21 protein-coding genes and 2 pseudogenes are annotated in these 25,642 nt (G+C 58.0%); 10 read left to right on the top strand and 13 right to left on the bottom strand.

The annotated features are described in order from the left end of the window. Positions 1-98: 98 nt before the first annotated feature. From AC5SEM_RS11830 to AC5SEM_RS11800, 7 genes and pseudogenes are all read left to right on the top strand, one after another. Positions 99-1,190 (top strand): polyamine ABC transporter substrate-binding protein, encoded by a 1,092-nt coding sequence (locus tag AC5SEM_RS11830; RefSeq protein WP_495473076.1) that lies wholly within the window; start codon positions 99-101, stop codon positions 1,188-1,190. A 16-nt stretch (positions 1,191-1,206) separates the two neighbouring features. Further along, positions 1,207-2,166, top strand: coding sequence for an agmatinase (speB, locus tag AC5SEM_RS11825; RefSeq protein WP_137216768.1), 960 nt, complete (start codon positions 1,207-1,209; stop codon positions 2,164-2,166). 179 nt (positions 2,167-2,345) lie between these two features. Continuing rightward, a pseudogene (locus tag AC5SEM_RS11820) lies at positions 2,346-2,501 on the top strand (helix-turn-helix transcriptional regulator); the annotation flags it as partial. After that, positions 2,500-2,586 (top strand): annotated as a pseudogene (locus AC5SEM_RS11815) (nuclear transport factor 2 family protein); the annotation flags it as partial. The pseudogenes AC5SEM_RS11820 and AC5SEM_RS11815, both read left to right, overlap by 2 nt. A 22-nt stretch (positions 2,587-2,608) precedes the next feature. Continuing rightward, positions 2,609-3,724 carry a cell division protein ZapE gene (gene zapE / locus AC5SEM_RS11810; protein WP_495473075.1) on the top strand — a complete coding sequence of 372 codons (1,116 nt, stop codon included), beginning with the start codon at positions 2,609-2,611 and terminating at the stop codon, positions 3,722-3,724. A gap of 17 nt (positions 3,725-3,741) precedes the next feature. After that, entirely contained in the window at positions 3,742-4,323 is a 582-nt protein-coding gene (locus AC5SEM_RS11805) for a DinB family protein (RefSeq protein ID WP_137216766.1), read from the top strand. 229 nt (positions 4,324-4,552) lie between these two features. Beyond that, positions 4,553-5,050 (top strand): GNAT family N-acetyltransferase, encoded by a 498-nt coding sequence (locus AC5SEM_RS11800; RefSeq protein ID WP_495473074.1) that lies wholly within the window; start codon positions 4,553-4,555, stop codon positions 5,048-5,050. A 334-nt stretch (positions 5,051-5,384) separates the two neighbouring features. Here the strand turns inward: AC5SEM_RS11800 and AC5SEM_RS11795 are convergent, their stop codons facing one another. The 11 genes from AC5SEM_RS11795 to AC5SEM_RS11745 form a co-directional block, all read right to left on the bottom strand. Further along, the gene (locus AC5SEM_RS11795; RefSeq protein WP_495473073.1) at positions 5,385-5,588 is read right to left on the bottom strand and encodes a hypothetical protein; all 204 of its coding nucleotides are present in this window, start codon (positions 5,586-5,588) and stop codon (positions 5,385-5,387) included. Between the two features lie 187 nt (positions 5,589-5,775). Continuing rightward, positions 5,776-8,022: a TonB-dependent siderophore receptor gene (locus AC5SEM_RS11790; protein ID WP_495473072.1), complete on the bottom strand. Its 2,247-nt coding sequence runs from the start codon at positions 8,020-8,022 to the stop codon at positions 5,776-5,778. A 218-nt stretch (positions 8,023-8,240) separates the two neighbouring features. Then, entirely contained in the window at positions 8,241-8,507 is a 267-nt protein-coding gene (locus tag AC5SEM_RS11785) for a short-chain dehydrogenase (protein WP_495473071.1), read from the bottom strand. Beyond that, positions 8,504-8,788, bottom strand: a complete 285-nt coding sequence (locus AC5SEM_RS11780; protein ID WP_495473070.1) for a DUF3077 domain-containing protein — start codon at positions 8,786-8,788, stop codon at positions 8,504-8,506. Before AC5SEM_RS11780 ends, AC5SEM_RS11785 begins: the two co-directional genes overlap by 4 nt. A 474-nt stretch (positions 8,789-9,262) precedes the next feature. Next, the gene (locus tag AC5SEM_RS11775; RefSeq protein ID WP_495473069.1) at positions 9,263-12,313 is read right to left on the bottom strand and encodes a hypothetical protein; all 3,051 of its coding nucleotides are present in this window, start codon (positions 12,311-12,313) and stop codon (positions 9,263-9,265) included. Positions 12,314-12,356: 43 nt separating this feature from the next. Beyond that, a complete protein-coding gene (locus tag AC5SEM_RS11770) occupies positions 12,357-12,497 on the bottom strand; it encodes a hypothetical protein (protein WP_495473068.1) in 141 nt (46 codons plus the stop codon). A gap of 188 nt (positions 12,498-12,685) precedes the next feature. Continuing rightward, positions 12,686-12,952 (bottom strand): short-chain dehydrogenase, encoded by a 267-nt coding sequence (locus AC5SEM_RS11765; RefSeq protein ID WP_495473067.1) that lies wholly within the window; start codon positions 12,950-12,952, stop codon positions 12,686-12,688. Next, the gene (locus AC5SEM_RS11760; RefSeq protein ID WP_495473066.1) at positions 12,949-13,233 is read right to left on the bottom strand and encodes a DUF3077 domain-containing protein; all 285 of its coding nucleotides are present in this window, start codon (positions 13,231-13,233) and stop codon (positions 12,949-12,951) included. Before AC5SEM_RS11760 ends, AC5SEM_RS11765 begins: the two co-directional genes overlap by 4 nt. Positions 13,234-13,687: 454 nt before the next feature. Then, positions 13,688-16,897 (bottom strand): immunoglobulin-like domain-containing protein, encoded by a 3,210-nt coding sequence (locus AC5SEM_RS11755; protein ID WP_495473065.1) that lies wholly within the window; start codon positions 16,895-16,897, stop codon positions 13,688-13,690. Positions 16,898-17,119: 222 nt separating this feature from the next. Then, the gene (locus AC5SEM_RS11750; RefSeq protein ID WP_495473064.1) at positions 17,120-18,868 is read right to left on the bottom strand and encodes a phosphoethanolamine transferase CptA; all 1,749 of its coding nucleotides are present in this window, start codon (positions 18,866-18,868) and stop codon (positions 17,120-17,122) included. Positions 18,869-19,079: 211 nt separating this feature from the next. Further along, entirely contained in the window at positions 19,080-19,262 is a 183-nt protein-coding gene (locus AC5SEM_RS11745) for a DUF6026 family protein (RefSeq protein ID WP_016983768.1), read from the bottom strand. Positions 19,263-19,535: 273 nt separating this feature from the next. Between AC5SEM_RS11745 and gnd the strand changes: the two genes are divergently transcribed. From gnd to AC5SEM_RS11730, 3 genes are read left to right on the top strand one after another with little or no spacing between them, the layout of a single operon-like run. After that, a complete protein-coding gene (gene gnd, locus AC5SEM_RS11740; RefSeq protein ID WP_007914838.1) occupies positions 19,536-20,516 on the top strand; it encodes a phosphogluconate dehydrogenase (NAD(+)-dependent, decarboxylating) in 981 nt (326 codons plus the stop codon). After that, a complete protein-coding gene (zwf, locus tag AC5SEM_RS11735; protein WP_077572749.1) occupies positions 20,513-22,036 on the top strand; it encodes a glucose-6-phosphate dehydrogenase in 1,524 nt (507 codons plus the stop codon). Before gnd ends, zwf begins: the two co-directional genes overlap by 4 nt. Next, positions 22,033-22,854, top strand: coding sequence for an HAD family hydrolase (locus tag AC5SEM_RS11730; RefSeq protein WP_495473063.1), 822 nt, complete (start codon positions 22,033-22,035; stop codon positions 22,852-22,854). The genes zwf and AC5SEM_RS11730 overlap by 4 nt, the downstream gene beginning before the upstream one ends. Before the next feature lie 125 nt (positions 22,855-22,979). Here the strand turns inward: AC5SEM_RS11730 and nhaB are convergent, their stop codons facing one another. After that, positions 22,980-24,482 carry a sodium/proton antiporter NhaB gene (gene nhaB, locus AC5SEM_RS11725; RefSeq protein WP_495473062.1) on the bottom strand — a complete coding sequence of 501 codons (1,503 nt, stop codon included), beginning with the start codon at positions 24,480-24,482 and terminating at the stop codon, positions 22,980-22,982. Positions 24,483-24,642: 160 nt separating this feature from the next. Beyond that, entirely contained in the window at positions 24,643-25,569 is a 927-nt protein-coding gene (locus AC5SEM_RS11720) for a hypothetical protein (RefSeq protein WP_495473061.1), read from the bottom strand. Positions 25,570-25,642 lie beyond the last annotated feature (73 nt).

Genomic DNA, 25,642 nt, shown 5'->3' with positions numbered 1-25,642 from the left:
ACATTACTCCGGGATAAAGTCAGGATAATTATTCGGCTATTTTTCTAATGTATCCGACGGCGCATCCTGCAACCACTTTCCTCGGTCAGGTGTTCGTCATGGCTCCCGTGTTCAAGCTGTGTTTCCCCGCGCTGCTGTTGTCCGTGGCTGTTCAGGCTCAGGCCGAGGACAAAACCCTCAACCTCTACAGCTGGGCCGATTACGTGCCGCCGCCAACCCTGCAACGGTTCGAACAGGAAACCGGCATACATGTGCGTTACGACACTTTTGATACCTCCGAGGTGCTGGAAACCAAGTTGCTCACCGGTGGCAGCGGTTACGACGTGGTGGTGCCGTCGTCCAGCGTTCTGGCACGGGGACTCGCGGCCGGCGCGTTGAAGGAAATCCCTCACGAGGGCCTTAAGGGCTACGCCAATCTTGATCCGGATTTGCTGGAGAAAATGGCTGCCGTCGACCCCGGTAATCGCTTCGGTGTGCCCTACACCTGGGGCACGTTGGGGCTTGGCATGAACGTCGAGGCCGTGAAGAAACGGTTGCCCGATGTGCCGCTGAACAGCCTGGATCTGCTGTTCAAACCGGAGAACGCCAGCAAGCTCAAGGACTGCGGCATCGCGATCCTCGATTCGCCGCAAGAAGTCATCGGTCTGGCCCTGCATTATTTGGGCAAGGATCCCTACAGCACCGACAAAAACGACCTGGCCGCCGCCGAGGCGTTGTTGCAGAAACTCCAGCCATCGGTGCTGTACGTCGCCAGCGGTCGGCAGATCAATGATCTGGCCAGCGGCAACGTGTGCCTCGCGCTGACCTACAACGGCGACGCGAGCATGGCCGCAGATCAGGCGCACAAGGCCAATAAACCGTACGAAGTGGCCTACCGCATTCCCAAGGAAGGCACGCTGGTATGGCAGGACAATCTGGCCATCCCCAAAGACGCGCCGCCCCCCGAAGCCGCGCGGGCGTTCATCGAATTCATGCTGCGCCCGGACTCGGTGGCCGAACTGACCAATACGCTGTTTTTTGCCACTGCCAACCAGGCCGCGACGCCGCTGGTGGATGAAGCGGTGCGCAACGATCCCGACATCTATCCGCCGAGCGACGTGCGTGCGCGGCTCTACGCCGACCGCAGCATGAGCCTCAAGGACATGCGTCAGCGCACGCGTCTGTGGACCACTTTCCGTAGCCATCAATAACAACAGGAGCACCACGATGGATGTGCCCATGCAAAACGACCAGGCTCTGACCCGCGACAGCCTCTACGGCACCGCTGCCGAAAGCACCTACGCCGGCATCACCAGTTTCATGCGCCGGCGCTACAGCCGAGACCTGCGCGGCGTGGATGTTGCGGTCAGCGGCGTGCCGTTCGACACCGCCACCAGCAACCGCCCCGGCGCCCGTTTCGGACCACGGGGGATACGCGCCGCGTCCACCGGGATTGCCTGGGAACGCCACTGGCCGTGGACGTTTGACCCGTTCGATCATCTGGCGGTCATCGATTATGGCGACTGCGACTTTGATTTCGGCTCGCCGCACAGCGTCCCGGAAAGCATCGAAGCTCACGCCGAGCACATTCTCAACGCCGGCAGCGCGATGCTGACGTTTGGCGGCGACCACTTCATCAGCTACCCGCTGCTCAAGGCCCACGCGCGCAAACACGGCACGCTGTCGCTGATTCATTTCGATGCGCACAGCGACACCTGGCCAGACGAGGAGGGCAAACGCATCGATCACGGCACCATGTTCTGGCACGCGGCGCGCGAAGGTCTGGTCGATCCGGCGCGTTCGGTGCAGATCGGTTTGCGCACCACCAATGACGATCACATGGGTTTTCAGGTGCTGGACGCCCGTCAGGTGCATCGCCGTGGCTGCGAAGCGATTGTCGAAGCGATCCGCGCGCGGGTGGGCGATAACCCGGTGTATCTGACGTTCGACATCGACTGTCTGGATCCGGCCTTCGCACCGGGCACTGGCACACCTGTCTGTGGAGGCTTGAGCACCGTGCAAGCGCTGGAAATTCTCGGTGGTCTGCGCGGGATCAATCTGGTCGGGATGGACGTGGTGGAAGTCGCCCCGGCGTACGATCACGCCGAGGTCACCTCATTGGCCGCCGCGACACTGGCGATGGAAATGCTCTGCCTCTACGCCGCCCGCCACAAAGTCGATATTTGACGCAACACGGCGTACCCCTGTGGGAGCGAGCCTGCTCGCGAAGGCGTCAGCTCAGCCAACATCATTGTTGCCTGACACAGCGCTTTCGCGAGCAGGCTCGCTCGCACATTGCTCCTGCCAGTTTCTGACACTAGCCTTTGCTAAGCTCCGCCATCCTTCCCGTCCAGAGCCTGAACATCGTGTCGCGTACCACTCGTCTTTTGACTTTGCTGCAAGTGTTGCGTGGCAAGAAGCGCCCGGTGACGGCGGCGACTCTGGCTGCCGAACTGGAAGTGTCCAAACGCACGCTTTATCGCGATATCGCGGAACTGACCGCCCTCGGCGCGCCGATCCACCTTCCCCGGCAGTCCGGCGCAACTGCGCTACACGTTTCGATTGAACGAACAGGGGAAAATCGCCCGACTGGATATTTCCCTGTAATCGGCGTGGCATACTGCCGCGCATGACTTTCGACTCTCCCCTCAGCGCCTGGCAACACGCCGTGCAACACAAGGGCTTCATCCAGGATGAAGCTCAGGAACACGCGGTCTGGGCGCTGCAAAAATGCCACGAAGCCCTGCACGCCGGTGCCCGTTCGGTCACCGGCGTTTATCTGTGGGGGCCGGTCGGACGCGGCAAGACCTGGCTGATGGATCAGTTCTATCAGAGCCTGCGCGTGCCGGCGCGACGCCAACATTTTCATCACTTCATGGGCTGGGTGCATCAGCGCTCGTTCCAGTTGACCGGGATTGCCGATCCATTGCGCGCGCTGGCCAGGGAGCTGGCATCCGAGGTGCGGGTGCTGTGTTTCGATGAGCTGTTCGTCAACGACATCGGTGACGCGATCATTCTCGGTCGGCTGTTTCAGGTGATGTTCGATGAAGGCGTGGTGATCGTGTGCACGTCCAACCTGCCGCCGGATGACTTGTACGCCGATGGTTTCAATCGCGACCGCTTTGTACCGGCGATTGCCGCGATCAAGGCGCATATGCAGGTAGTGGCGGTGAATGGCGCCGAGGATCATCGACTGCATCCGGGCGCGGGGTTGCAACGCTACTTTGTGGCCACCTCTGTGGTCAGTGCGCTGGATGAAGTGTTTCAGGCACTGACCGCCGGGCAATCGGCCAGCGCTGAACCGGTGTCGGTCGGGCATCGCCGGTTGAACGTGGTGCAGGCCAGTGAAACGGTGGTGTGGTGTCGCTATGCGGATCTCTGCGAGCAACCGTTCGCCGCCATGGATTTCATCGCGCTGTGTGACCGCTACACGGCTATTCTGTTGAGCGAAGTGCCGAATCTGAGCGCACAGAAACGTGAGGGGCGCATCGCGCGCGGTACCGAAGATGGCGCCGAACGGGTGGTGGCCGGTGACCGCGAGTTGCCGCAATTGTCGGTTCACGACGACGGCGTGCGGCGTTTCATCGCGCTGGTCGACGAGTGCTACGACCGCAAGGTGCCGCTGTACATCGAGGCGCAAGTGCCAATGGCTGCGCTGTACACCGAGGGTTATCTGGAATTCCCGTTCCGCCGCACCCTCAGTCGCTTGCAGGAGATGCAACTGCAGCGCTTTGCCGAAACTTGAGTGAAGAGGGCGCCGACATGAGCCAACCGCTTTCCCATCATCTGCTGACCATGGCTTATCAGAATGCCTGGGCCAATCATCGTCTGGCCAAGGCCTGGAGCCAGCTCGAAGCGGCAGATCTGGTCGCGCCCCGGGTGAGTTTCTTCCCGAGCATTCGTCTGACCCTCAATCACATCCTCACCTGCGACTGGTTCTACGTCGATGCGCTGGAACGCGAGTTGCGTGGGGACGAGCCGCATCCCGATTGCTATGTGTTTTTCAACGCGGATGAGCCGTTTACCGAGGGCGCGCAGTTGCGTGAAGAGCAGGCTCACGTTGATCGGCGGCTGATTGCTTATTGCGAGCAACTGCGCGATGCCGATCTGGCCCGCATCGTCACCATCGCGCGCGATACGCCGCAGCACGACAGTCGTCTGCGCATGCTGTCGCACCTGTTTGAACATCAGCTTCATCACCGTGGCCAGGTGCACGCGATGCTCAGCGGCACCGCGGTGAAGCCGCCGCAACTGGATGAGTTTTTCTGTGTCGGCGAGAGCAGTCTACGCGCCGAGGACTTTGCTGAACTGGGCTGGACTGAAGAGTTGATTTGGGGCCACTGAAAAAGCCAAAGATCGTCCGATCGCGGCCCGAGCCTTCGGACGATCTTTTGATCTTTTGATCTTTTGATCTTTTGATCTTTTGATCTTTTGATCTTTTGATCTTTTGATCTTTTGATCTTTTGATCTTTTGCATTTGCGGGTTGCCCGCCCGATCACCCCCGCGCTAAGGTCAGACAGCCTTTCAGCACGCACTTTGCGCGCCGGGGCTTTTGTGTGTTCGGGGATGGAAATGGATTCCGCAGAAATTCTTGTGCTTCAAGCCAGCTACAGCAATCCAACGCACGCCGAGGCCATCGGTATCGTGCTCAATCATTACGCAGAAGACCCCATGGGCGGCGGTCATTCGCTCGACCCTGAGCTGTTGCGTCGACTGCCCGAAGAACTGGCCCGACGCCCGCATGCGTTCAGTGTGCTGGCCTTTGTCGGTGGCGAGCCGGCGGGGCTGGTGAACTGCTTTGAAGGGTTCTCCACGTTTGCCTGCAAACCGTTGGTCAACGTCCACGACGTGGCGGTAGTGGATAAATTCCGCGGTCTCGGTCTGAGCCAGAAAATGCTGCAGAAAGTCGAGGAGATTTCTCGCCAGCGCGGTTGCTGCAAGATCACCCTCGAAGTGCTCGAAGGCAACGCTGTGGCGCAGGGTTCCTACCGTAAGTTCGGCTTCGCGCCGGGCATGTTCGACCCCGATCACGGGCGCATGCTGTTCTGGATCAAGGATCTCCAAGCCTGAAAGCCTGAAAAGCCCCTCACCCTAACCCTCTCCCGGAGGGAGAGGGGACTGACCGAGGTGTTTGGGCAAGGTACGCCGACCTGAAACATCGAGCCGAACGTAGGTTTTGAAAAGCATGAAAATCGGCTCCCTTTCCCCCTCGCCCCTTTGGGGAGAGGGCTGGGGTGAGGGGGTTGGATCTTGCTGACCCAACCCAATCTGCGAACTCGCGACAGCATAAGGTCGAACACCCAACTCAACGCCCATAAAAAAAGGCGCCCCAATCAGGGCGCCAAACTGTCTTCTTCCAGGCCAGAGCGGAGCCACGGAAGGTCCATCGGTTGCTCGGTCAATCTCAGTCGCGGTAAGACTCGGTCACCTGCGCAGTCTGATCGGCGGGAACGCGAATTTCTTTCGCGTTGGCGTCGCTCTTCTGCGCGCTCTGGTGAGCCGGGAAATTGTCGTAGTAATAACGCATACGCTCAGCGCCGCCCTCGGCGAACACGCTGGCAGAACCCAGGGCAAACAGCCCGGCAAGGATTACGGTAGTGATTTTCATGGTGCCTCCTACTGAACAAGTGGGAGCCGTTCGTCCATGAAGCAGATCTCGGAAGAGAGTCTGGGTGGCATGAATTAACACGGGGTTAACGGCGATTCAATGTAGGTTTTGCAGCATGTTGCGGGGCGATATCAGACAGATGCGGCGCACCTCCATGCGAAGGTGCGCCGCGCACGAGAGGCAGGGCTCAGAGCTTCCAGTCGAGACTCAGGGTGACGGTGCGCGGGTCACCCCAGTACACGCCGTTATAGAAGCCGACGTTGTCGTAATACTTCTTGTCGAACAGGTTGTTGACGTTCAGTGAGGCCGAAAGGTGTCGGTCGAACTCGTAGCGCGACATCAGGTTGACCACGGTGTAGGCGTCCTGACTGATGCGTGTGCGTTCAGTGATGATGCGTCCATTGGCGCCGCGCCCGACCGGGCGGTTGGAGTTGCCGTAGACGTCGCTCTGCCAGTTGACGGCGCCACCCACGGTCAACGCGTTCCAGTGGCCGGGCAGGCGATAAGCCGTGGACAGCCGGAACATGTTCAACGGCTGGTTGGTGTTGCTGCGTTCCTTGTCGCCAGTGGCCGAGTGGGTGTAGGTGTAACCAGCGGTCATGTTCCAGCCATCAAGGAGTTCGCCAGACACTTCGGCTTCGAAACCATTGACCTTGTTGCCCTTGCCACCGCTCTTGTAAAACTCCTCTCCGGTCACCGGATCTGGCGCCACGGAATCGTCCACCTCGGCAACATTGTCCTGTTTGCTCCAGAACAGCGCGGTCGCCACATTCAGGCGTTCGTCCAGCAAGCTGCCCTTGAGGCCCAGCTCGTAATTGCTGCCCACCACCGGTTCCAGGTATTTGCGACTGCTGTCGCGATTGCTTTGCGGTTTGAAAATGTCGGTGTAGCTGACGTACGCGGTGTATTCCGGCGTCAGGTCGTAGAGCAGGCCTGCGTAGGGTGTCCAGATGTCATTCTGGCGCTGGCTGGTTGCGTCGAAGCTGCTCAACTGCAGTTGGCTGTCGTAGTAATTGTCGCGTTGGGACTCTTCCCAACTGCCATAACGGCTACCGAGCACGGCGTGAAGTTCGTCGGTAAAGCTCAGGCGAGTAGCCAGGTATCCGGCCTTTTGCCGGGTCTTGCTTCGTGAGCCATTGCGGTCCGTGACGGTATCGGAAAACTTGCCGATGTCGCTCATGTATTTCCAGTCACGGATGCTGCCGTAATCCGCCGCCTGTGGGCCATCGATCATATAAGGCGACTCGGCGCCGCGTTCGGCTTCGCCATAGCCGAACATCATTTCGTGCTCGCGCCCGAACAGCGAGTAGGGGCCGGCGACGTTGAAGTCATACACTTTCATGGTTTGCTCGCCGAGCATATGGCCCATGTAAGCGCTCATGCCGCTGCGATCGGCCTCGGGAAAACCGCCACCGCCGTAGTAGATCTTGCCGTCGGTCTCGCTTTTGCGATGGGTGTAGGCGGCCTTCAGATGCCAGCCTCCAGCCAGCTGCTGGTCGACGGTAGCAAACGCGGTTTTGTCCTTCAGCGGCCACGAACTCCAGGATGTCGCCATGTTGGTCGACCGGCCAAGACCGGCCTTGCCGCCCTCGGCATTCCAGTACGGCACCGTGCCCCACGATGAGCCTTGCACGTGCTTGTTTTGATAGTCGTAGCCGACCGCCAGCACCGTGCTATCCGTCAGATCCGCTTCGAGAATCCCGTAACCGACCTCCCGTTGCAGCGCATAGTGATCGCGGATCGACTTGTTGTCGCGGTAGGCCAGCACCGTGCGACCGCGCAAGCGGCCGTCGAACGCCAGCGGGCCACCCACGTCGACGTAGCTGTAGTCATTGTCGTAGCTGCCACCACTGACGCCCGCCAGCGCCTGCAATTGTGCGGTCGGACGCTTGCGCACCATGTTGATGGTGGCCGAGGGATCGCCCGCACCGGTGGTCAGTCCGGTGGCGCCGCGAACCACTTCAATGCGGTCATAAATGATGGTGTCAGCGTCGGACTGCATGCGATCGAAGGTGTTGAGCATCCCGTCGATCTGGAAGTTTTTGATCGTATAGCCGCGTGACGAATAGCTCACCCGATCCGAGTCGAGGTGCTGAACCACCACGCCCGTGGTCTGGCGCATGGCCTCGGACAATGTACCGAGTTTGAAATCGTCCATCTGCTGACGCGTGATCACCGACACCGATTGCGGGGTTTCCTTGATCGACAGATTCAGCCGCGTCGCCGTACTCATCGCGCCCGTGGTGTAGGCGTCGGTGTTTTCGGTGGTGCTGCCCAGGCCTTGAGCACTGACGTTGGTGGTGGCCAGCTCCAGTGCCGGCGCGGCTGGCTCCGGTTGCTTTTCGGCTTCGCTTTCAGCCAGCAGATCCGCGCTGAAAGCAGCGCCGCAGAGACCCAGGGTGAGGGTCATGGAACGGGTAATGGGCGCGAACATCGCAGCCGACTCCTTGTCTTCGAGGGAAAAATTCCGTTTGTTCAAAGACGAAGGGTGGCGTTGGGATTTAGTGTCAAACGAGAAATATTGTTATTTGTAGGTGCTTCAGCGGTAGGTCTCGACCTCGCTTGAAAATCAAAAGATCGCAGCCTTCGGCCGCTCCCACAAAGGTCGGTGCAGGAGCTGCCGAAGGCTGCGATCTTTTGCTCTTGCGAGTATCAGAGGCGCAAACGAATCTGCCGGCCCAACACATCCATCACGTCACAGCCATCGCGCAGCAACATCGCCGCGGCATGGGCCAGTTGCTGCACATCGGCACCTTTGGCGGACGAAATATCCAGGCTGGCCAGACTTTCCATCATCTGTGTCACCGCCAGAAACCGACTGGCTGCGCTGCTGTGCAAGACGTCCAGCGGGGCTTCAGTCGAGATCAATAAAACCGGAATGCGGTCCTCGTTGTGAGTCATCGAAATATGCGAACTCACGCCTCACCTCCGGCTTGCGCGGCGTGTAAACCGGCGACCGATGCCAGCACCAACGCGCGGGCGGTGGCGAGCATTTGCTGGCTGGCCCAGTGCAGCCAGCCGCTGTGTTCTGGGCGGGTGGCGGTTGGGGCTTGATGAGCCAGGGCTTCGGCGCAGTTGAGGTAAACGGTGGCGTGATCGAGGGCGTCGAGTAGGGGGATGTCGGGTTGGACGGTGAAGAGGTGGTGGGCGACGTGGTCGCAGGGGGCGAAGGGGGTGGATTTTGTGGTTGGATCGGTCATGGGTGCAGCCTCTTGGAAGTCAGAGAACCGCCACTTCATCGCCGTCAAACGAATAGGTGGCAACTGTGTGCAGGTTGACGGACCGGTCCAAGACACCCGGCGCACCCGAAGATGCCCCGCACACAGTCACCATTGAGCAGTGCGTCGGACACAGGAGTGCGCGCGCATTGGAGAGCAATGTGCGTCTTGAATTTTTCAGGCCGTCAAACCCGATCACGAATGAGTCGTGACAGGGCGCGAGGATAGGGAGTGGGGGGAGGGGAGTCAACCGCTTCAGTCTGCGGGAGTTCTCCGAGATTTCTTGTAGGTGCGAAGCTAAGTGCTTTGGCATACCGCCAGTTTTCTCCAGCGCAAAAGATCCCAGCCTGCGGCAGTTCCTAAGTTGAATTGTTTAGGAATTACCGAAGGTTGCGACCATTGGATATTTAATTCAGCGATTAAGAAATTGTGGCCTATTCTCGCCTGTGTTTCGGACTATGATGGAGTGTCTGTCCAGCCGATCCCGATGCTATAACCCTGGTTTAGAGTCTCGCGGACGTTTCTCCAAAAAGCGGGTCCCTCATCCCTTTCGATGTAATACCAATTAAATCTGTTTACCCAGAAACTTTGATGAAGAGTGGGTTGATTGATCGCTGGAAAAGCGGCCTTAAAAGATGCGAACATGTCGTCGGTTAATGGTCTTAGTGAGTTGATCTCACGCCATGTGTGGGCTTGGAGGGGCAACATTCTTGTGGATGTGTTGTGAATAATTCGTACTCCTTCCACTGTCACTTTGATTCGTTTTTTCTGTCCGCACATGTCTGATACGGTAATGTAAGTTGTACCGTTCCCGGTGCCTTGAATCCGGCCAATGCCTTGTTCAAGTACTGTGGCGATTCCGTCGTTGTCTGAGGTGAAGGTATAGGGTGGAGTTCCTTGGTCAGGATACCGATCTGCATAGTCACCCTGATGAAGAGAAGGTACGGTGACATAGAACGGATTATGAAATACCCATTTTGGCCCGGTCAGAAATACGTCACGATCGTCGATAATTAATTCTGGTACAGCCCTTACTGTATAAGCCTGCTCCGGAAAAGCCACTGCCTTTTCAGCATTCGCCACTTTGTCATAGTTCACCTTGAACGTAATCGTCAGCGTAGTTCCATCCTTAAGCTCCCGTAACCATGCAACTAGCGCAGCTGTCACCAACCCCTCCGCCTGCTGATGCGCCTCACCTGCCCAGAACACGTACTCTACGGGCTTGCCGTTTTTGTCAGTACCGTCATAGCGCAACCAGATGCACTGGTACAAAGCCTGCAGCAACCATTTGACGATGCGTAACTGCGCCGAATCTTTCAGTTGTGTTACATCCAGTTCATTACCGACCGCTCCATCGATTGATGGCGTCGGCAGATTGTTATCGCCATCGACAATCGCCGCTACATGCAGCGTCGACTCTTTCGAACCCTGCGGTGTTCCATTAAGAGTAACGATGTAACTGACCTTCACATCTTTATTGCCCAAGTTGAGCGGCACCACCGAATTAGGCAGCGGAATCTCCAGATCCTGCTGTGCCGTCACGTTGACCGGGCCGACTGTAATGTTGCCTTCACCGGGCGTGCCAGCCCAGGTCACGCTCACCCGTGTACCGACCATGTTCGGGAACGCGCGAACAATCGCGGTCAGTGTGTCTTTGGCGGCGAAGGGCTGAAGGACATTATTGACTGCTTCCTTGATCTCGGGATCCTTCAGATCCAGCGCCACGCCGATCCGCAACGTCAACTCCCGCGAATGCCCCAACGTTTTGCCATTGCGCTGAAGACGGTATTTCACCACCACCGTACCGTTGAGGTTGTTGGTGACGTACTGTTTGGGCACGGTCACTCGCACGCGCTTGCCGGCGGTGGCGGGAATCAGGTCGATATGGTCCCTGTAGCTACCGCCGTTGGCCAGACCGATCCAGTCGAAGTAAAACGTGTCCTTGTCCCGGGTATTGAGTTCCGTCAGCACCAGCGTTGCGCCGGTAGCCGGTACGTTATCCGGGTTCAACGTGCCATCCGCGCTGGCCTCTTCGACTTCCGGAGCATCGAAGGTCGGGAGTGCCACGCCCACCGGCATCGTGAACGGCAGCGACTCGCGCACGCTCAACAGTTGGGCTTCGCTGTTGGTCACCACGTAATAGACCTTGACGCTCAGCCCGTCGAAACGCCGGATATTGGCGTTGCTGACGCTGCGCAGGGTAGGTTCATGTTCCGGAACGCTGCCGACCGTGCGCGGGTCTTCGTAATACTCATTACCGCCGCCGGGTTTCGCGGCGACCCAGATCAGGTTCTGCAAATCGCTGCTTTTGCGGCCGAAATACCACGGAATACTGACCGTTGCACTGTTGGTCTCAGGCGGCAAGGTGCCACCGACGACTTCCTTGACGGAAGGAGCCTCGAGCTCGCGGATATCACCCACAACGCTGACGCTGGCATTTTTCGAGAGTCGGTCATCATCCCCGCGTCGACGTATAAACCCTACCGACGCACTGCCCTTGGCGATGGCCCGCACGGCTTCGTTAGGGATGGTGAAGTCGAGTTGAAAGGGCACGAACTCCACCGTCATCAGGAGCGGGCCAACGATGATTTGCGGACCTTGTGCGGGGGTGCCGGTCCAGGTCAGGAATACGTTATCGCCCACGGCAAAGTCTTTGCTCGTTGTGTACACGCGAACGTTGACGTCGTTGCCACCGAGCTGGTCGAGGTCAATGCGCAGGGTCGGCTGACCGTTGACCAGTACCACCGGTTCGTCCAGGCGATTACCCGCCATGTCCACCAACACGTTTGTAATAGCTGACCACGGGGCGCGTTCGTCCGGGTAGTTACCGCACCGGTCGACGACCTGAAAGGCAACCGCCACTTTGGGACCGTCACCCGCGGTTGCGATCAGGTTGTAATCGAAAACAATGTCGATCGGATGGTTGAGCGGATCCAGTGCTTGTTCTGGCGTGACGTCATGAAACACCGCCTGGCTGCCCCAGCGACAGTGGATGCGGTCGTATTTGGTCAGGTTGCGGTAGGTCACGATCCGCATCGTGACCACGTCGTCTTTCGTAAATTTGTCGTCGATGACGTAACGGTCGAGGGTGAAGTTGAAGTCGGAGTGGCCGTCATCGCCGCCAATGTCATCGTAGTCGCCGGGGCGTGTGAGCTTGACGAGCAATGTCCAGCGCGGTGTCGATTCTTCGGGATCCTGGTTCTTGATCGTGATTTTGTAGTAGATGTCGGCGGCGTCACCGTCGAGTACAAAACCTTTGGCGAGGGTGAAGATCACATCGCGATTGAGTTCGGACGCGAATTCGAGTGTTTTGCTCAACACCGTGCCGAAACAGAACACCTCGATTTTGTCGCCGAGGGCCATGGAAAGATACGCCTGCACAATGATTTGCAAACCGTTTTCCACCGCACGAATGGGGATACCGCCCGCATAGTGTTCGGTGGGTTTGAGCGTGGTCATGGCGGGGATGTACAGCGGTTTGAGCGCTTGCGGGGCGGTCGTGGACATGGGCTTGACTCCGTACCTGGAAAGTGACGAAGTGATTGAACGGCTAAAACCCGGATTGCGCACCTGTCAGATCTGACAGGTGCGGGCCGAAATCCGACGGATGGTAGCGACCTGCTTCAGTCTGGGCTTTGATCCAGTGGTCCTGCAGGTCAGTCACGGTGTTGGTTTTTCGTACGGTTCCCATTGATCAGGCCTCCTGCGGATGGTCGACTGAGCGCAACCGATCATACGATTGGTGCGCCAACGAGCATTGGAGCCTTTAATGCACTGGTTGCCCTACGCCTCTAAAGCAAAAGATCGCAACCTTCGGCAGCGCCTACACCAACCTTTGTAGGAGCTGCCGAAGGTCGCGATCTTTTGATCTTGCCGGTATCAGACGCGCAAAAGAATCTGCCGCCCCAACACATCCATCACATCACAGCCATCGCGCAACAACATTGCCGCCGCATGCGCGAGTTGCTGCACATCCGCGCCTTTCGCTGACGAGATATCCAGGCTGGCCAGACTTTCCATCATCTGCGTCACCGCCAGAAAACGACTCGCCGCGCTGCTGTGCAAGACATCCAGCGGCGCTTCGCTGGAGACCAGCAACACGGGGATGCTGTCTTCGTTGTGAGTCATCGAAATGTGCGAACTCATGCCTCACCTCCGGCTTGCGCGGCGTGTAAACCGGCGACCGATGCCAGCACCAACGCGCGGGCGGTGGCGAGCATTTGCTGGCTGGCCCAGTGCAGCGAACCGCAGTGTTCCGGGCGGGTGGCGGTGGGGGCTTGATGGGCGAGGGCTTCGGCGCAGTTGAGGTAGACGGTGGCGTGTTCGAGGGCGTCGAGGAGGGGGATGTCGGGTTGGACGGTGAAGAGATGGTGGGCGACGTGGTCGCAGGGGGCGAAGGGGGTGGATTTTGTGGTTGGATCGGTCATGGGTGCAGCCTCTTGGAAGTCAGAGAACCGCCACTTCATCGCCGTCAAACGAATAGGTGGCAACTGTGTGCAGGTTGACGGACCGGTCCAAGACACCCGGCGCACCCGAAGATGCCCCGCACACAGTCACCATTGAGCAGTGCGTCGGACACAGGAGTGCGCACGCATTGGAGAACAATGTGCGTCTTGGATTTTCCGGGCCGTCAAACCCGATCACGAATGAGTCGTGACAGGGCGCGAGGATAGGGAGTGAGGGCAGGGCAGTCAACCGCTGCAGTCTGCCGGAGTTTGGCGGGATTTTTTGCAGGGGGCCATGCTATGCGCGTTGACAGTCTGCCAAGTTTCTCCAACACACAAGATCGCAGCCTGCGGTAGCTCCTACAATAAATTGTTTAGGAGTTACCGAAGGTCGCTATCTTTTAAGAAAAATTCAGGAGAAGTAGTCTGGCCCCGTTTAATTTGTTTGCGTCGCGTGGGAAGGGAGAACTGATCGAGACCGGTAAGCTATCCATGTGGCAACCCAACTTGCAGTGCTGGGATCCATCATGAGTCCTTGTTGTAATGGCGGAGTAGTCCATTGTGCGGGCTGATGAGTAGACCTTATCAGCCTCCGACCCACAGCAGTATCAATCTGCCAATAATAATCAGGAGACTTATTTGGTAAATACTGAAAACCGAAAAATAAGGATTGATTAAGTTCTTTGTTCAGTGGGCTCTCATCAGTTGTATTGAATAAACTACCTCCGATGCTTTCCAGCCATTTGTTAAGCCCGCTCATGTCAAACGAGTTATAGTGTGCAAGCTCATATACATGTTCACATGTAACTTGGTAACTGACGCTCTGTTGATTCGAGTCACTCGCACTTATCAAGGCTTCTCCATTTCCCGTTGAAACAACGCGGCCGGTCGAAGGATCAACAGCAGCAATTTCTGGATTAGATGAAGAATATTGATAAGGAGGAGAGCCACCTTGTGCTTGGCGCGTTTGATGGGCGTTCTCCGGTAAGTATCCCGTTGGTTCAAGTAGGGGAGTTAGTGGGGCGGGTGAGAGATATAAGTGAGCACCATCCAGTATCATTGGCTTAGTATCAATTTCCAATGCAGGAGCTGTTTTTACAGTATAGGTTCTCACTGGAAAACAAACTGCCGTATCAGCATTCTTCACTTTGTCGAAGTTTACTTTGAAGGTGATCGTCAGCGGACTTCCATCCTTAAGCTCCCGTAACCACGCAACCTGTGCAGCCGTCACCAACCCTTCCGACTGTTGATGCGCTGCACCTGCCCAAAACAATTTCTCTACAGCGTCACCGTTCTTGTCAGTCCCGTCGTAACGCAGCCAGATATTCTGATTCAAAGCCTGCAACATCCATTTTTCAATCCGCAGTTGCGCACCGTCCTCCAGCCGTGTCACATCCAGCTCATCGCCCACCGCACCATCGATGGTTGGCGTCGGCAGATTCTTGTCGCCATCGGCAATCGGCAACACAGTCAGAGATAACTCGTCCGAGTCCTGCGGCACACCATTGTGAGTGACGATGTAAATGACCTTGACCGTTTTACCCAGGTTGAACGCAACCAGCGAATTGGGCAGTGCGACCTCTAAATCCTGCTGTGCGGTCACCTCTATCGGGCCTTCCGTCTTGCTGCCTTCGCCCGGCGTGCCTGTCCACGTCACGCTCACCTGTGTACCGATCATGTCCGGATAAGCCCGGACAACAGCAGTCAGGGTGTCTTTGGCGGCGATGGGTTGCAGGATGTTGTTAGGTGCCTCTTTGATCTCGGGATCTTTAAGGTCCAGCGCCACCCCGACACTGAACTTCAACGTATTCGAATAACTCGTCCCGCCCGCCGCCCGCTCGATCTGGTAATCCGCCTCCGCCGTCCCGCCTTCGTTGTCCTTGATCAGTTCGGCCTTGATCGGGAACGGCACAGGCTGGCCGGCGGTGAAGGAGCTCAGTTTGACCCAGTCGCTGTTTACGCCAGTGTTTGAGCCTCTCCAGAAGCGGGTGACGATGTCGCCAACGGAAGTCTTGAGGTAGTTCACGGTCAGCGTGGTGCCGTTGGTGTCGGGCGGCAGCATGCCGTCGACTACGCCGTCCACTTGAGGCTCGGGCAATTCCTTGCGTGGTTCGCCGATCTGCAGGATGTCGGCGTGGATCGATTCGCGGATGGCGTGGGTCTGGTTGAGTTGGGTCATGGTGCCGAGCACAGGGTCTTCGATCAGCAAGTGGTAATACAGCTCCAGTTTTCCGCCAATGATCGGTGTCAGGTGCTGCATGTCGACGATGATCAGCAGCGGATCTTTGGCCTCGTAATCGCCTTGGCTAATCGGCCGTGATGGCAGGGTCGGCAAGTAGGTACTCAAGTCGGGGCGGGTGCCGAGCCAGAACAGTTTGATCGCCTGGCCGGGCAGGAACGAGGCATCGAACGGTATCTCGATACGCACCTGTTTCAGATCCGGGTCCAGAGGGTCAATGGCGCCTTGCTCCGCGTCCAGGGCCACGGGGGCGGCCAGCCGGTGGATCTCGCCGATGGCGCTGATGAATTGGGTCTTGGATTTCAGTTCAGTTGAGCCGTCGGCCTTCTCCAAGCGGTAAGAGAGAGCAATCTGGGTTTGCACCAACTGGCGCAGTACGGCGTTGGGAATACTGGTTTCATGAGTGGTTGGCACGCTGACCAACACTTCACCACGTACTTCGAGATCAATCGGTTGGCCTTCGCGCGGAGTCCCCCTGATTCGCAGGACGGGCCGGTCGCCGACTTTAAACGAGTTGCCTGAGACCCAGACCTGGGCCGTACCGACGGCGCCGGCCAGTTTATCGACATCCAGCTCATTGTTGATGGCCTCCTTGAGCAACGGTGCGACCAATAACGTCGTGTCAAGTGTCACCACCACCCGTTGTTCTCTACTCCAGTCTTCGGAACGGTTGTCGACTCGGTCGTAGGCCTCGTAGGCTATGGCCATACCTGTAGCGTCGGAGTCGCCGGCTTTTCTTATCGTCTCCTCGGGGATGGTCACGACGAGCGGCGTCGTTCCGTTTGCCTGCTCCTCGGTCAGCTCCGGGGCTTCGTAGAATATACCGCCACAGGTGAACTGGAGCTTATCGCCGGCGGAAGCGAACGGATAAGGCGGCGTGCCGTCGCCCTTGCCGAGGGTGACGGGTATGCCGTTTTTGACGTTCTCCATGTTGATGCCACCCTCCAAAATCTCCTTGGGGATGGACATGACCAGAGCTGGATGGCCCGGGGTTTCGCTGTGGTCAGGGCCACCGGGGAGGGTGGTTTTGACCAGCACCTGCATCACTTCCGAGTGTTCGGGCGTACCGCCGAGGCGGGTGACGGCGTAGGAGATTTTGTGCATACCTTCGGGAAAGTGTTTGGCCTGCACGAATATTTGCAGCTCGGTGTTGACCTCATCCTTATCAACGATTTCCAGCCCTATCAGCTGGTCGGAACCCCGCCAGATCCGCAGCGAGTCGCCGATATCCATCGTCCCCCAAGGCCCGGCCTGGCATAGCAGACCCTGACGAGGGAAGTTGAGCTTCAGTGCGGCGAGATTGATGCCCCACGTCAGAGGCGTCTGCGTCACCGGACCTGTACGGCCGGGGATTTTGAGCTCCTTGAGCAGTCGCGGGGCGTTGTTGGATGGGGCGTTGGCGGACATGGCGTGGCACTCCGTGGGTTTGAGCGATGGAGTGATTGAACGGCTAAACGGCAGTTTGCGCACCTGTCAGATCTGACAGGTGCGGGCTGAAATCCGACGTACGGTACCCATGTTTCCGGCCCTTGGAATAAAAAAAGCTCTGCATCTTTCGATACAGAGCTTTTCAATGGATCAGGCAAAACGCACTTCGGTTGCGTTCACCTAGAGAGATCCACAGCAGCTTTACTGCTGCGCGACGCCCGCAGGTGCTGCGTCGGGCTTTTTCGGCTTCATCAAACTGAAGTCGATCAGCGCGCGCTGCTCGGTCTGGTACGGGTCGCCGATCAGCAGCGGGCGCGCCTTGAAGCTGTCGCTGACCAGGCTCTTGCTGCGGTCGAGTTCATCGAAGCTCAAACCGGCGAGGTCGGCCCAGGTGTGGATCAGGTGCGAGCTGCTGTACGGGCGATCCAGATCACCGGCGAAGTTCCAGTCGTGATTGGCCTTCCACTTCGGCGATGCCCAAGCCATGAACGGGATGGTGTACATCGGCGCGGTCGGTTTGTTTTCGTTGCGGCCCAGGGTCTTGTGGCCCACCGAGTCGAACACGTCTTCACCGTGGTCGGAGAGGTACAGCAGGAAGCCGTTCGGATCGGATTTGGCGTAGTCCTTGATCAGGCTCGACACGACGAAGTCGTTGTACAGCACGGCGTTGTCGTAGCTGTTGTAGGTCGGGACCTGGTCGTCACGCACGCCGGCTGGTACGCCGGTGCGGTCCTGGAACTTGTCGAACGTCGGCGGATAGCGGTACTGATAGCTCATGTGCGTGCCGAGCAAATGCACAACGATGAGTTTGCGCGGTGCCGCATCAGCCAGCGCCTTGTTGAACGGCTCGATCACATCGCCATCGTATTGCGCGGCGTTCTGGTTGCGGTTGTTGTTCAGGTATACCTGCTCGTCAGCCTGTTCGGAGAAGGTCGTGAGCATAGTGTTGCGCTTGGTCATGGTCTGCTGGTTGGTGATCCAGAAGGTTTTGTAACCGGCCTGTTTCATCATGCTGACCAGCGACGGGGTCGACAGGTACAGATCCGGATGCTCTTCGTCAGCAAAGGTCAGCACCTGCTGCAACGCTTCGATGGTGTACGGGCGAGGGGTGACGACGTTGTCGAACACCGCCAGTTGATCCTTGAGCTTGTCCAGTTCCGGCGTGGTGTTGCGCTGATAGCCGTAAAGGCTCATGCGCTGACGGTTGGTCGACTCACCGATGACCAGCACCAGGGTCTTCGGCTGGTCGGCCGAGGCGTCCTTGAGGTTTTTCAGCGGCGGGATCTTGCTGACGTTATGCAGCATGCCCTGCATGTCAGCGAGGGTGTCCAGATAACGGTGATAAGCCACAGCCATCTGCCATGGCACCGCCGGTTCGATACGGGTTTCGAATTTCTCGAAGCCTTGGGCGAAGGAGCCCATGCGCAGGGTTTGCTTGACCAGTGGATAGCCGACCACGGCGATCACGATTGCGGCGGCGGCTACCCATGCACGACCTCGGGGCATGTACACCGGGCGCAGACGTGTCCACAGGAAGTAGGCGAAGGCGGTATGCGCGAGGAACGCCGCGACCATCCACCAGGCGAAATACTGGGTCATGTACTCGCCGGCTTCAGAGATGTTCGACTCGAACATGATGAAGATGACGCTTTGCGAGAATTCCTGCTGATAGATGAAGAAATAACCCAGACTGGCCATCGAACAGGCCCACAGCACCACGCCGATCACGGCGGCGAGGACTTTGGTGCGTTTGGGGAAGAGCAGCATTGGCGCCAGCCACAGTGCGCTCATGAAGAACGCCTGACGGAAGCCGCTGAAGCCGGAGGTGCCGGTCAGCTGGATCAGCAGTTGGGTGATACCCGAGAAGTACCAGAAGAATACAAACAGCCAGAGAAGTCCGGCCCAGTCGAAACCTGTCGCAGTCGTTTTGCTGCGTTTGAACAATGCCATTCGGCGCTCCAGCTCACTCGTTACAACCACCGCCGGAACATCCATGAAGCCGACGAACGGAGGCCGTACACGCAGGTACGGCCAGAATGGGGCGGAGTATTACGAAGAGAATGTGAAAAGTTTGTGAGTTGCCGCTTTTTGGCTTTTGCCAGGCGGGCAGCGGTGCATCATGTCGGGAACAGCGGCGGCTGTTCCCGAATCGGGCGGGGGATCAGGCGTGGGGGTGACGCTGAACGACCGGCAAAGGTTGCGGTTGCGCACCCTGGGTCAACAGGCGCAGCTGCGCCAGCTCCTGCTTCAACTGGTCGCGTTCGTCTTTCAACTGACGCAATTCATCGCGACGAATCGTCACGTACAGGGTTTGTGGCGGCATTGCTGTGTGTACTGTGCCCATTGCTCACCTCGCAAATGGCGTGCATCAACTGTAGGTCGCGCCCTATTTGGGTCGCTGACTTACTATCGGCGCCGATTTTGATTTCTTTTGCTTGTGAATGGAACTTTTTTATTTTTCATGGTCGGTGTGTCTTCTGCATGATTCGGGGCGTTATCAGTCTGGATCGGGCACAATGCCCGGAAACTTCATCGCAACGCTCTGGACTAACCTCCATCAGTCGCGTTGGGCTATAACCAATGACACACATTTATTTGTAGTAAGGAGCATCAGCACATGCAACTCGGGATTATTGGACTGGGCCGCATGGGCGGCAATATTGCGCGACGTCTGATGCTCAACGGTCACACCACCGTTGTTTACGACCGCAATACCGCTTTCATCGATAACCTGGTCGCCGAGGGCTCCACCGGCGTCGCCGACTTGCCGGCACTGGTTGCCGGCCTGGCCAAACCGCGCGCGGTCTGGGTCATGCTGCCGGCCGGCGCACCCACCGAAGACACCATCAACACCCTGAGCACACTGCTTGAAGCCGGCGATACGATCATCGACGGCGGCAACACCAACTATAAGGATGACATTCGCCGGGCCAAAACCCTGGCCGAAAAAGGCCTGCACTACATCGACGTCGGTACTTCCGGCGGCGTCTGGGGCCTGGAGCGCGGCTATTGCATGATGATCGGCGGCGACGCTGAAACCGTGCAGCGCCTCGACCCGCTGTTCGCCGCACTGGCGCCGGGCATGGGTGACATCCCGCGCACCAAGGATCGCAAGTCCGACGACCACCGCGCCGAACACGGCTACATCCACGCCGGTCCTGCCGGTGCCGGGCACTTTGTGAAGATGATTCACAACGGTATCGAGTACGGCATGATGGCCGCGTTCGCCGAGGGCTTCGACATTCTCAAGACCAAATCCAGCGAGCGACTGCCGGAAGATCAGCGTTTTGATCTGAACGTGGCTGACATCGCCGAAGTCTGGCGTCGTGGCAGCGTGGTGTCGTCGTGGTTGCTCGACCTGACCGCCGATGCACTGGCCAGCGATCCGAAGCTCGACGGTTTCTCCGGCTCTGTTGCCGACAGCGGCGAAGGTCAATGGACCATCGAAGCGGCCATGGAACAAGCGGTGCCGGTGCCGGTGCTGTCGAACTCGCTGTTCTCGCGCTACCGTTCGCGCGGTCAGGGCACCTTTGGCGACAAGATTCTTTCGGCCCAGCGCTTCGGCTTCGGCGGCCACGTGGAGACACCGAAGAAATGACCCATACGATCCGCAGAAAATCCAAGGCAGAACCCGCACCACCGACCACGCTGTTTTTGTTCGGTGCCCACGGCGACCTGGTCAAGCGCTTGCTGATGCCAGCGCTGTACAACCTCAGTCGCGACGGCTTGCTTGACGAAAATCTGCGGATCGTTGGCGTTGACCACAACGCCATTACCGATGAGGCCTTCGCGCAGAAGCTTGAAGACTTCATCCGTACCGAAGTGGCGGCGAAGGTCGGCAAGGGCGATCAGATGCTTGATCCGGCCTTGTGGGCCAAGCTCGCCAAAGGTATCAGCTACGTTCAGGGCGACTTTCTGGACGACAGCACCTATTCAGCCCTGGCGGCGAAAATCGCCGACAGCGGCACCGGCAATGCGGTGTTCTACCTGGCCACCGCGCCGCGTTTCTTCAGTGAAGTGGTGCGCCGACTCGGCAGCGCCGGTTTGTTGGAAGAAACCCCTGAAGCGTTCAGAAGGGTGGTGATCGAGAAGCCGTTCGGCTCCGATCTGCAAACCGCTGAAGCGTTGAACGCCTGCTTGCTCAAGGTGATGTCCGAGAAGCAGATCTATCGGATCGACCATTATCTGGGCAAGGAAACCGTACAGAACATTCTGGTCAGCCGGTTCTCCAACAGCCTGTTCGAAGCATTCTGGAACAATCACTACATCGACCACGTGCAGATCACCGCCGCCGAAACCGTCGGCGTCGAAACCCGTGGCAGTTTTTACGAACACACCGGCGCACTGCGTGACATGGTGCCCAATCACCTGTTCCAGTTGCTCGCCATGGTGGCGATGGAACCACCGGCGGCGTTCGGCGCCGACGCAGTTCGCGGTGAGAAAGCCAAAGTGGTCGGGGCGATTCGTCCGTGGACCACTGAAGAGGCGCGGGCCAACTCGGTTCGCGGCCAGTACAGCGCCGGCGAAGTCGACGGCAAGTCACTGAACGGTTATCGCCAAGAGCCTAACGTTTCGCCGGAGAGCAGCACCGAAACCTACGTTGCACTGAAGGTGATGATCGACAACTGGCGTTGGGTCGGCGTGCCGTTCTACCTGCGTACCGGCAAGCGCATGAGTGTGCGCGATACCGAGATCGTCATCTGCTTCAAACCAGCGCCGTATGCGCAATTCCGTGACACCGAAGTCGACGAATTGCAGCCAACCTATCTGCGTATCCAGATCCAGCCCAACGAAGGCATGTGGTTCGACCTGCTGGCCAAGCGGCCGGGGCCGGCGTTGAACATGGCCAACATCGAACTGGGTTTTGCCTACAAGGACTTTTTCGAAATGCAGCCGTCGACCGGTTATGAAACGCTGATCTACGACTGCCTCACCGGCGACCAGACACTGTTTCAGCGTGCGGACAACATCGAGAACGGCTGGCGCGCCGTGCAGCCGTTCCTCGACGCCTGGCAACAGGACGCGAGCGTGCAGACCTATGCCGCCGGTGAAGACGGTCCGCAAGCTGCCGAAGATCTGCTGACTCGCGATGGCCGCGTCTGGCATGGCCTGGGATGAGTGAATTGCCGAAACAACCTGTCCGTTTTCTGCTCAGCGACATGGACGGCACGCTGTTGCTGCCGGATCACACGCTGAGTCAGCGCACCATTGATGCGGTGCGTTCGTTGCGTGAGGCGGGCGTGTTGTTCAGCCTCGCCACGGGCCGACCGCCGAAAGCCATGCTGCAGCAGATCGAAGCCCTGGGCGTTGATCTGCCGACAGCGGCGTTTAACGGTGGAACCATTGTCAATCCGGATGGCAGTTTGCTGGTTGCGCATTACCTGCCGGCCACCACTGCGCTGATTGCGCTGGCCACGTTTGCCGATCAGCCGGATGTGGAAATCTGGGTGTTCAGCGGCGGTGACTGGCTGCTCAAGGATCCGCACGGGCCGATGGTGCCGCGCGAACAGCATGGCCTCGGTTATCCGCCGGTGGTGGTCGAGAGTTTCGAGCCGTATCTGGAACGCATCGACAAGATTGTCGCGACCAGCAACAACACTGATCTGTTGATCGAACTGGAGGCGCAACTGCTGGCCAAGGTCAACGGCATGGCGCAGGTGTCGCGTTCACAACCGGTGTATCTCGACGTGACAGCGTTGGAAGCCAACAAGGGCACCGCGCTGGCGACCCTGGCCGCGCATCTGGGGATTCCATTGGAACAGACCGCTGCGATAGGCGATGGCGGCAACGACCCGGCAATGTTCCATTGCGCGGGATTGTCGATCGCCATGGGCCAGGCGGAGGAGGCAGTCAAGCGCCAGGCCGACGTGGTCACAGCGCAGAACACCGAAGACGGCGTGGCCCTGGCGATCGAAAACTACATCCTGCCTCGCTGAGAGCACGCAAAACCAAATGTAGGAGTGAGCCTGCTCGCGATAGCAATATATCAGTCACCATTTCCTGGGGCTGACACACCGCTATCGCGAGCAGGCTCACTCCTACAGTTTTTAAGCGGTGTTGATCAGAGCCAGTAGCTGACCGCATACCAACCCAACAGCCCCATCACAAAAGTGTACGGCAACGCCATCCACACCATCCGCCCGTACGACAAGCGCACCAACGGTGCAATCGCCGAAGTCAGCAGGAACAGAAACGCGGCCTGACCATTCGGCGTCGCCACGCTTGGCAGGTTCGTACCGGTGTTGATCGCAATCGCCAACGTCTCGAAATGCTCACGGCTCATGTGCCCGGCGAGGAATGCCTGTTTCACTTCAGTGATGTAGATCGTCGCGACAAACACGTTGTCACTGATCGCCGACAACAGGCCGTTGGCAATAAACAGCATGCCCGGTTGTTGCTCGACCGGCAGGGCGAGCACCCATTGAATCAACGGCGCAAACAGCTGTTGATCGTGAATCACCGCCACCACGGCAAAAAACACCACCAGCAATGCGGTGAACGGCATGGCGTCCTTGAATGCACTGCCCAAACGATGTTCGTCGGTGATGCCGGTGAACGCGGTGATCAACACAATTACCATCAAGCCGATCAGGCCGACCTCAGCGATGTGAAAGGCCAGGCAGCCGATCAGGATCAGTGCTGCTGCGCCTTGCACCAGCAATGCCGCGCGTTGACGCGCCGTACGTTCGGCGTTGTCTTCGGCGGCGTAGTTGGCCAGCACAGTGCGAACGTTGTCCGGCAGCAGCGTGCCGTAACCAAACCAGCGCAGCTTTTCCAGCAACACGCAGGTGACCAGACCCGCCGCCAGCACTGGCATCGACACTGGAGCGACTTTCTGGAAGAACTCGCCGAAGTGCCAGCCCATTTCATGGCCGATCAGCAGGTTCTGCGGCTCGCCCACCAGTGTGCACACGCCACCCAGCGCCGTACCGACAGCGCCGTGCATCAACAGGCTGCGCAGGAACGCGCGGAATTGTTCCAGGTCTTCGTGGTGCAGTGCCGGCAGGTTCTGGTCGTCGGCAAACTCACTGTCCTGACGCGGATCGTTACCGGACGCAACGCGGTGATAGACGGAATAGAAACCGACTGCCGCGCTGATGATCACTGCAGTCACTGTCAGAGCATCGAGAAACGCCGACAGAAACGCGGAAAGAAAGCAGAACATCAAGGCCAGCGCCGCTTTTGAACGCACGCCCAATAGCAGCCGCGAAAACAGAAACAGCAACAAGTCCTTCATGAAATAGATGCCAGCCACCATGAACATCAGCAGCAGGATCACCGGAAAGTTGTGCACCAGTTCATCGTAAAGCGCCTGCGGTGTAGTCATCTTCAACAGCAGGGCTTCGATCAGCAGCAAGCCGCCGGGCATCAGCGGATAGCACTTGAGCGCCATCGCCAGAGTGAAGATGAATTCGATCACCAACAGCCAGCCGGCCGCGACCGGGCCAACGGTGAACAGCACCAGCGCATTGAGGATCAGAAAACCGACGATGGTCGCCTTGTACCAGCGTGGCGACTGCCCGAGAAAATTGTGCGCGAACGCCTGGGCCATTGAACCGGACATCGGTTGCTCCTTGTTTTATTGAAGCGCGCAAGTTGCCGGATGTGTCGAGCAAGTTCAAGGTGTAACTGGATTTAACTGGTGTTCTCGTGAAAAGGACAGCCAACGGCAAAGGCCCACCGAGTCATCGACTCGGTGGGCCTTTGCCTGCTGCAGGAAACGTTTAGTCCAATTTCGACGAAGTCACCTTGATTACCCAGGACTCTGAGATTCGACCCACATCGGATTGGAGCCTGAAGGTGTGAAACTTGTTCTTTTCCAGGCCGTAGATCGTTGCGGAGTGGACGCCTTGAGCATCTGCCGCGAAGCGCACCAGGTTATTGTGATAGTCGACAATCCAGCCAGTTTCAAAGGGGTTTGCTGTGCCCGCCAATGTCACCGATGTATCGGACGTGGGGTATTGGTTCGGGATCAATTGATAATTTTCATTGCCCAAGACAAATTGAATGCTGAGCGGTGCGGGGTTCTTTACCTGGACCTGCCATGAAGAGGATTGCTGCCCATTGGTTTCCCGAGCGCTGAAGTTTTGGGTTCCTGTTTCGAGATCCTTGATGTTGGCGCTCCAATGCCCGTTTGTATCGATATTCAGGAGTTTGAGCACTTTATCGTTATTCACCAACTCCACTACTCTGCCGCGTGTGCCCTTGCCAACAAAATTCAGTTCATTTTTAAATGTAGTCTCACCGTTTCCGACGGGCTTACCATCAGGATCGAATACCGAGTCGATTGAGACCTTTTCGCTGACATCCACTTCGACAGTCCACGTCGCTGACACTTGACCATTGGAGGTTTCCACGCTGTATTCGTGAGGACCCCGTGTCTGATCAGGCAGCAGGGCGCTGAAATGACCACTGTTGTCTACATTCACGGGACCGTGAGCAGAAATCCCAAAGTCCCGTATCACTGCTTGCTGATTCGGCTCCGCCGAACCGACGAAAGACAGATTGCCGTTCGTGGTAGTGCCGTAAGGTGGAATGGAGATACCGTCACCATTGGTGATTGAGAGAATCTTGGGCGCTACAAGCTCTGTGCTTCCTGAGGACAGTTCAACCGACGTGCGCTGTTTGGAAGGTGTCACGAGATCGTTCATATCAAAATTCCTTTTTCGGGTAGAGCACGCAGTGTTCTGCGTGCCTTGCTATCTGATGCCCGATCAAGGTTGA

The sequence above is a fragment of the Pseudomonas sp. CH61 genome, assembly GCF_059429415.1.
The sequence above is the reverse complement of the archived record's forward strand: the minus strand, read 5'-3'. Positions and strand labels throughout refer to the sequence as shown.

Bases quoted from the DNA above. Each gene is read 5' to 3' on its own strand.
- AC5SEM_RS11760 (WP_495473066.1), bottom strand. From the start codon at position 13,233: ATGACCGATCCAACCACAAAATCCACCCCCTTCGCCCCCTGCGACCAC.
- speB (WP_137216768.1), top strand. From the start codon at position 1,207: ATGGATGTGCCCATGCAAAACGACCAGGCTCTGACCCGCGACAGCCTC.
- AC5SEM_RS11800 (WP_495473074.1), top strand. From the start codon at position 4,553: ATGGATTCCGCAGAAATTCTTGTGCTTCAAGCCAGCTACAGCAATCCA.
- AC5SEM_RS11780 (WP_495473070.1), bottom strand. From the start codon at position 8,788: ATGACCGATCCAACCACAAAATCCACCCCCTTCGCCCCCTGCGACCAC.
- AC5SEM_RS11765 (WP_495473067.1), bottom strand. From the start codon at position 12,952: ATGAGTTCGCACATTTCGATGACTCACAACGAAGACAGCATCCCCGTG.
- AC5SEM_RS11745 (WP_016983768.1), bottom strand. From the start codon at position 19,262: ATGGGCACAGTACACACAGCAATGCCGCCACAAACCCTGTACGTGACG.
- AC5SEM_RS11795 (WP_495473073.1), bottom strand. From the start codon at position 5,588: ATGAAAATCACTACCGTAATCCTTGCCGGGCTGTTTGCCCTGGGTTCT.
- zwf (WP_077572749.1), top strand. From the start codon at position 20,513: ATGACCCATACGATCCGCAGAAAATCCAAGGCAGAACCCGCACCACCG.
- AC5SEM_RS11790 (WP_495473072.1), bottom strand. From the start codon at position 8,022: ATGTTCGCGCCCATTACCCGTTCCATGACCCTCACCCTGGGTCTCTGC.
- AC5SEM_RS11720 (WP_495473061.1), bottom strand. From the start codon at position 25,569: ATGAACGATCTCGTGACACCTTCCAAACAGCGCACGTCGGTTGAACTG.
- AC5SEM_RS11830 (WP_495473076.1), top strand. From the start codon at position 99: ATGGCTCCCGTGTTCAAGCTGTGTTTCCCCGCGCTGCTGTTGTCCGTG.
- AC5SEM_RS11750 (WP_495473064.1), bottom strand. From the start codon at position 18,868: ATGGCATTGTTCAAACGCAGCAAAACGACTGCGACAGGTTTCGACTGG.
- zapE (WP_495473075.1), top strand. From the start codon at position 2,609: ATGACTTTCGACTCTCCCCTCAGCGCCTGGCAACACGCCGTGCAACAC.
- gnd (WP_007914838.1), top strand. From the start codon at position 19,536: ATGCAACTCGGGATTATTGGACTGGGCCGCATGGGCGGCAATATTGCG.
- AC5SEM_RS11755 (WP_495473065.1), bottom strand. From the start codon at position 16,897: ATGTCCGCCAACGCCCCATCCAACAACGCCCCGCGACTGCTCAAGGAG.
- AC5SEM_RS11730 (WP_495473063.1), top strand. From the start codon at position 22,033: ATGAGTGAATTGCCGAAACAACCTGTCCGTTTTCTGCTCAGCGACATG.
- AC5SEM_RS11770 (WP_495473068.1), bottom strand. From the start codon at position 12,497: ATGGGAACCGTACGAAAAACCAACACCGTGACTGACCTGCAGGACCAC.
- AC5SEM_RS11805 (WP_137216766.1), top strand. From the start codon at position 3,742: ATGAGCCAACCGCTTTCCCATCATCTGCTGACCATGGCTTATCAGAAT.
- nhaB (WP_495473062.1), bottom strand. From the start codon at position 24,482: ATGTCCGGTTCAATGGCCCAGGCGTTCGCGCACAATTTTCTCGGGCAG.
- AC5SEM_RS11775 (WP_495473069.1), bottom strand. From the start codon at position 12,313: ATGTCCACGACCGCCCCGCAAGCGCTCAAACCGCTGTACATCCCCGCC.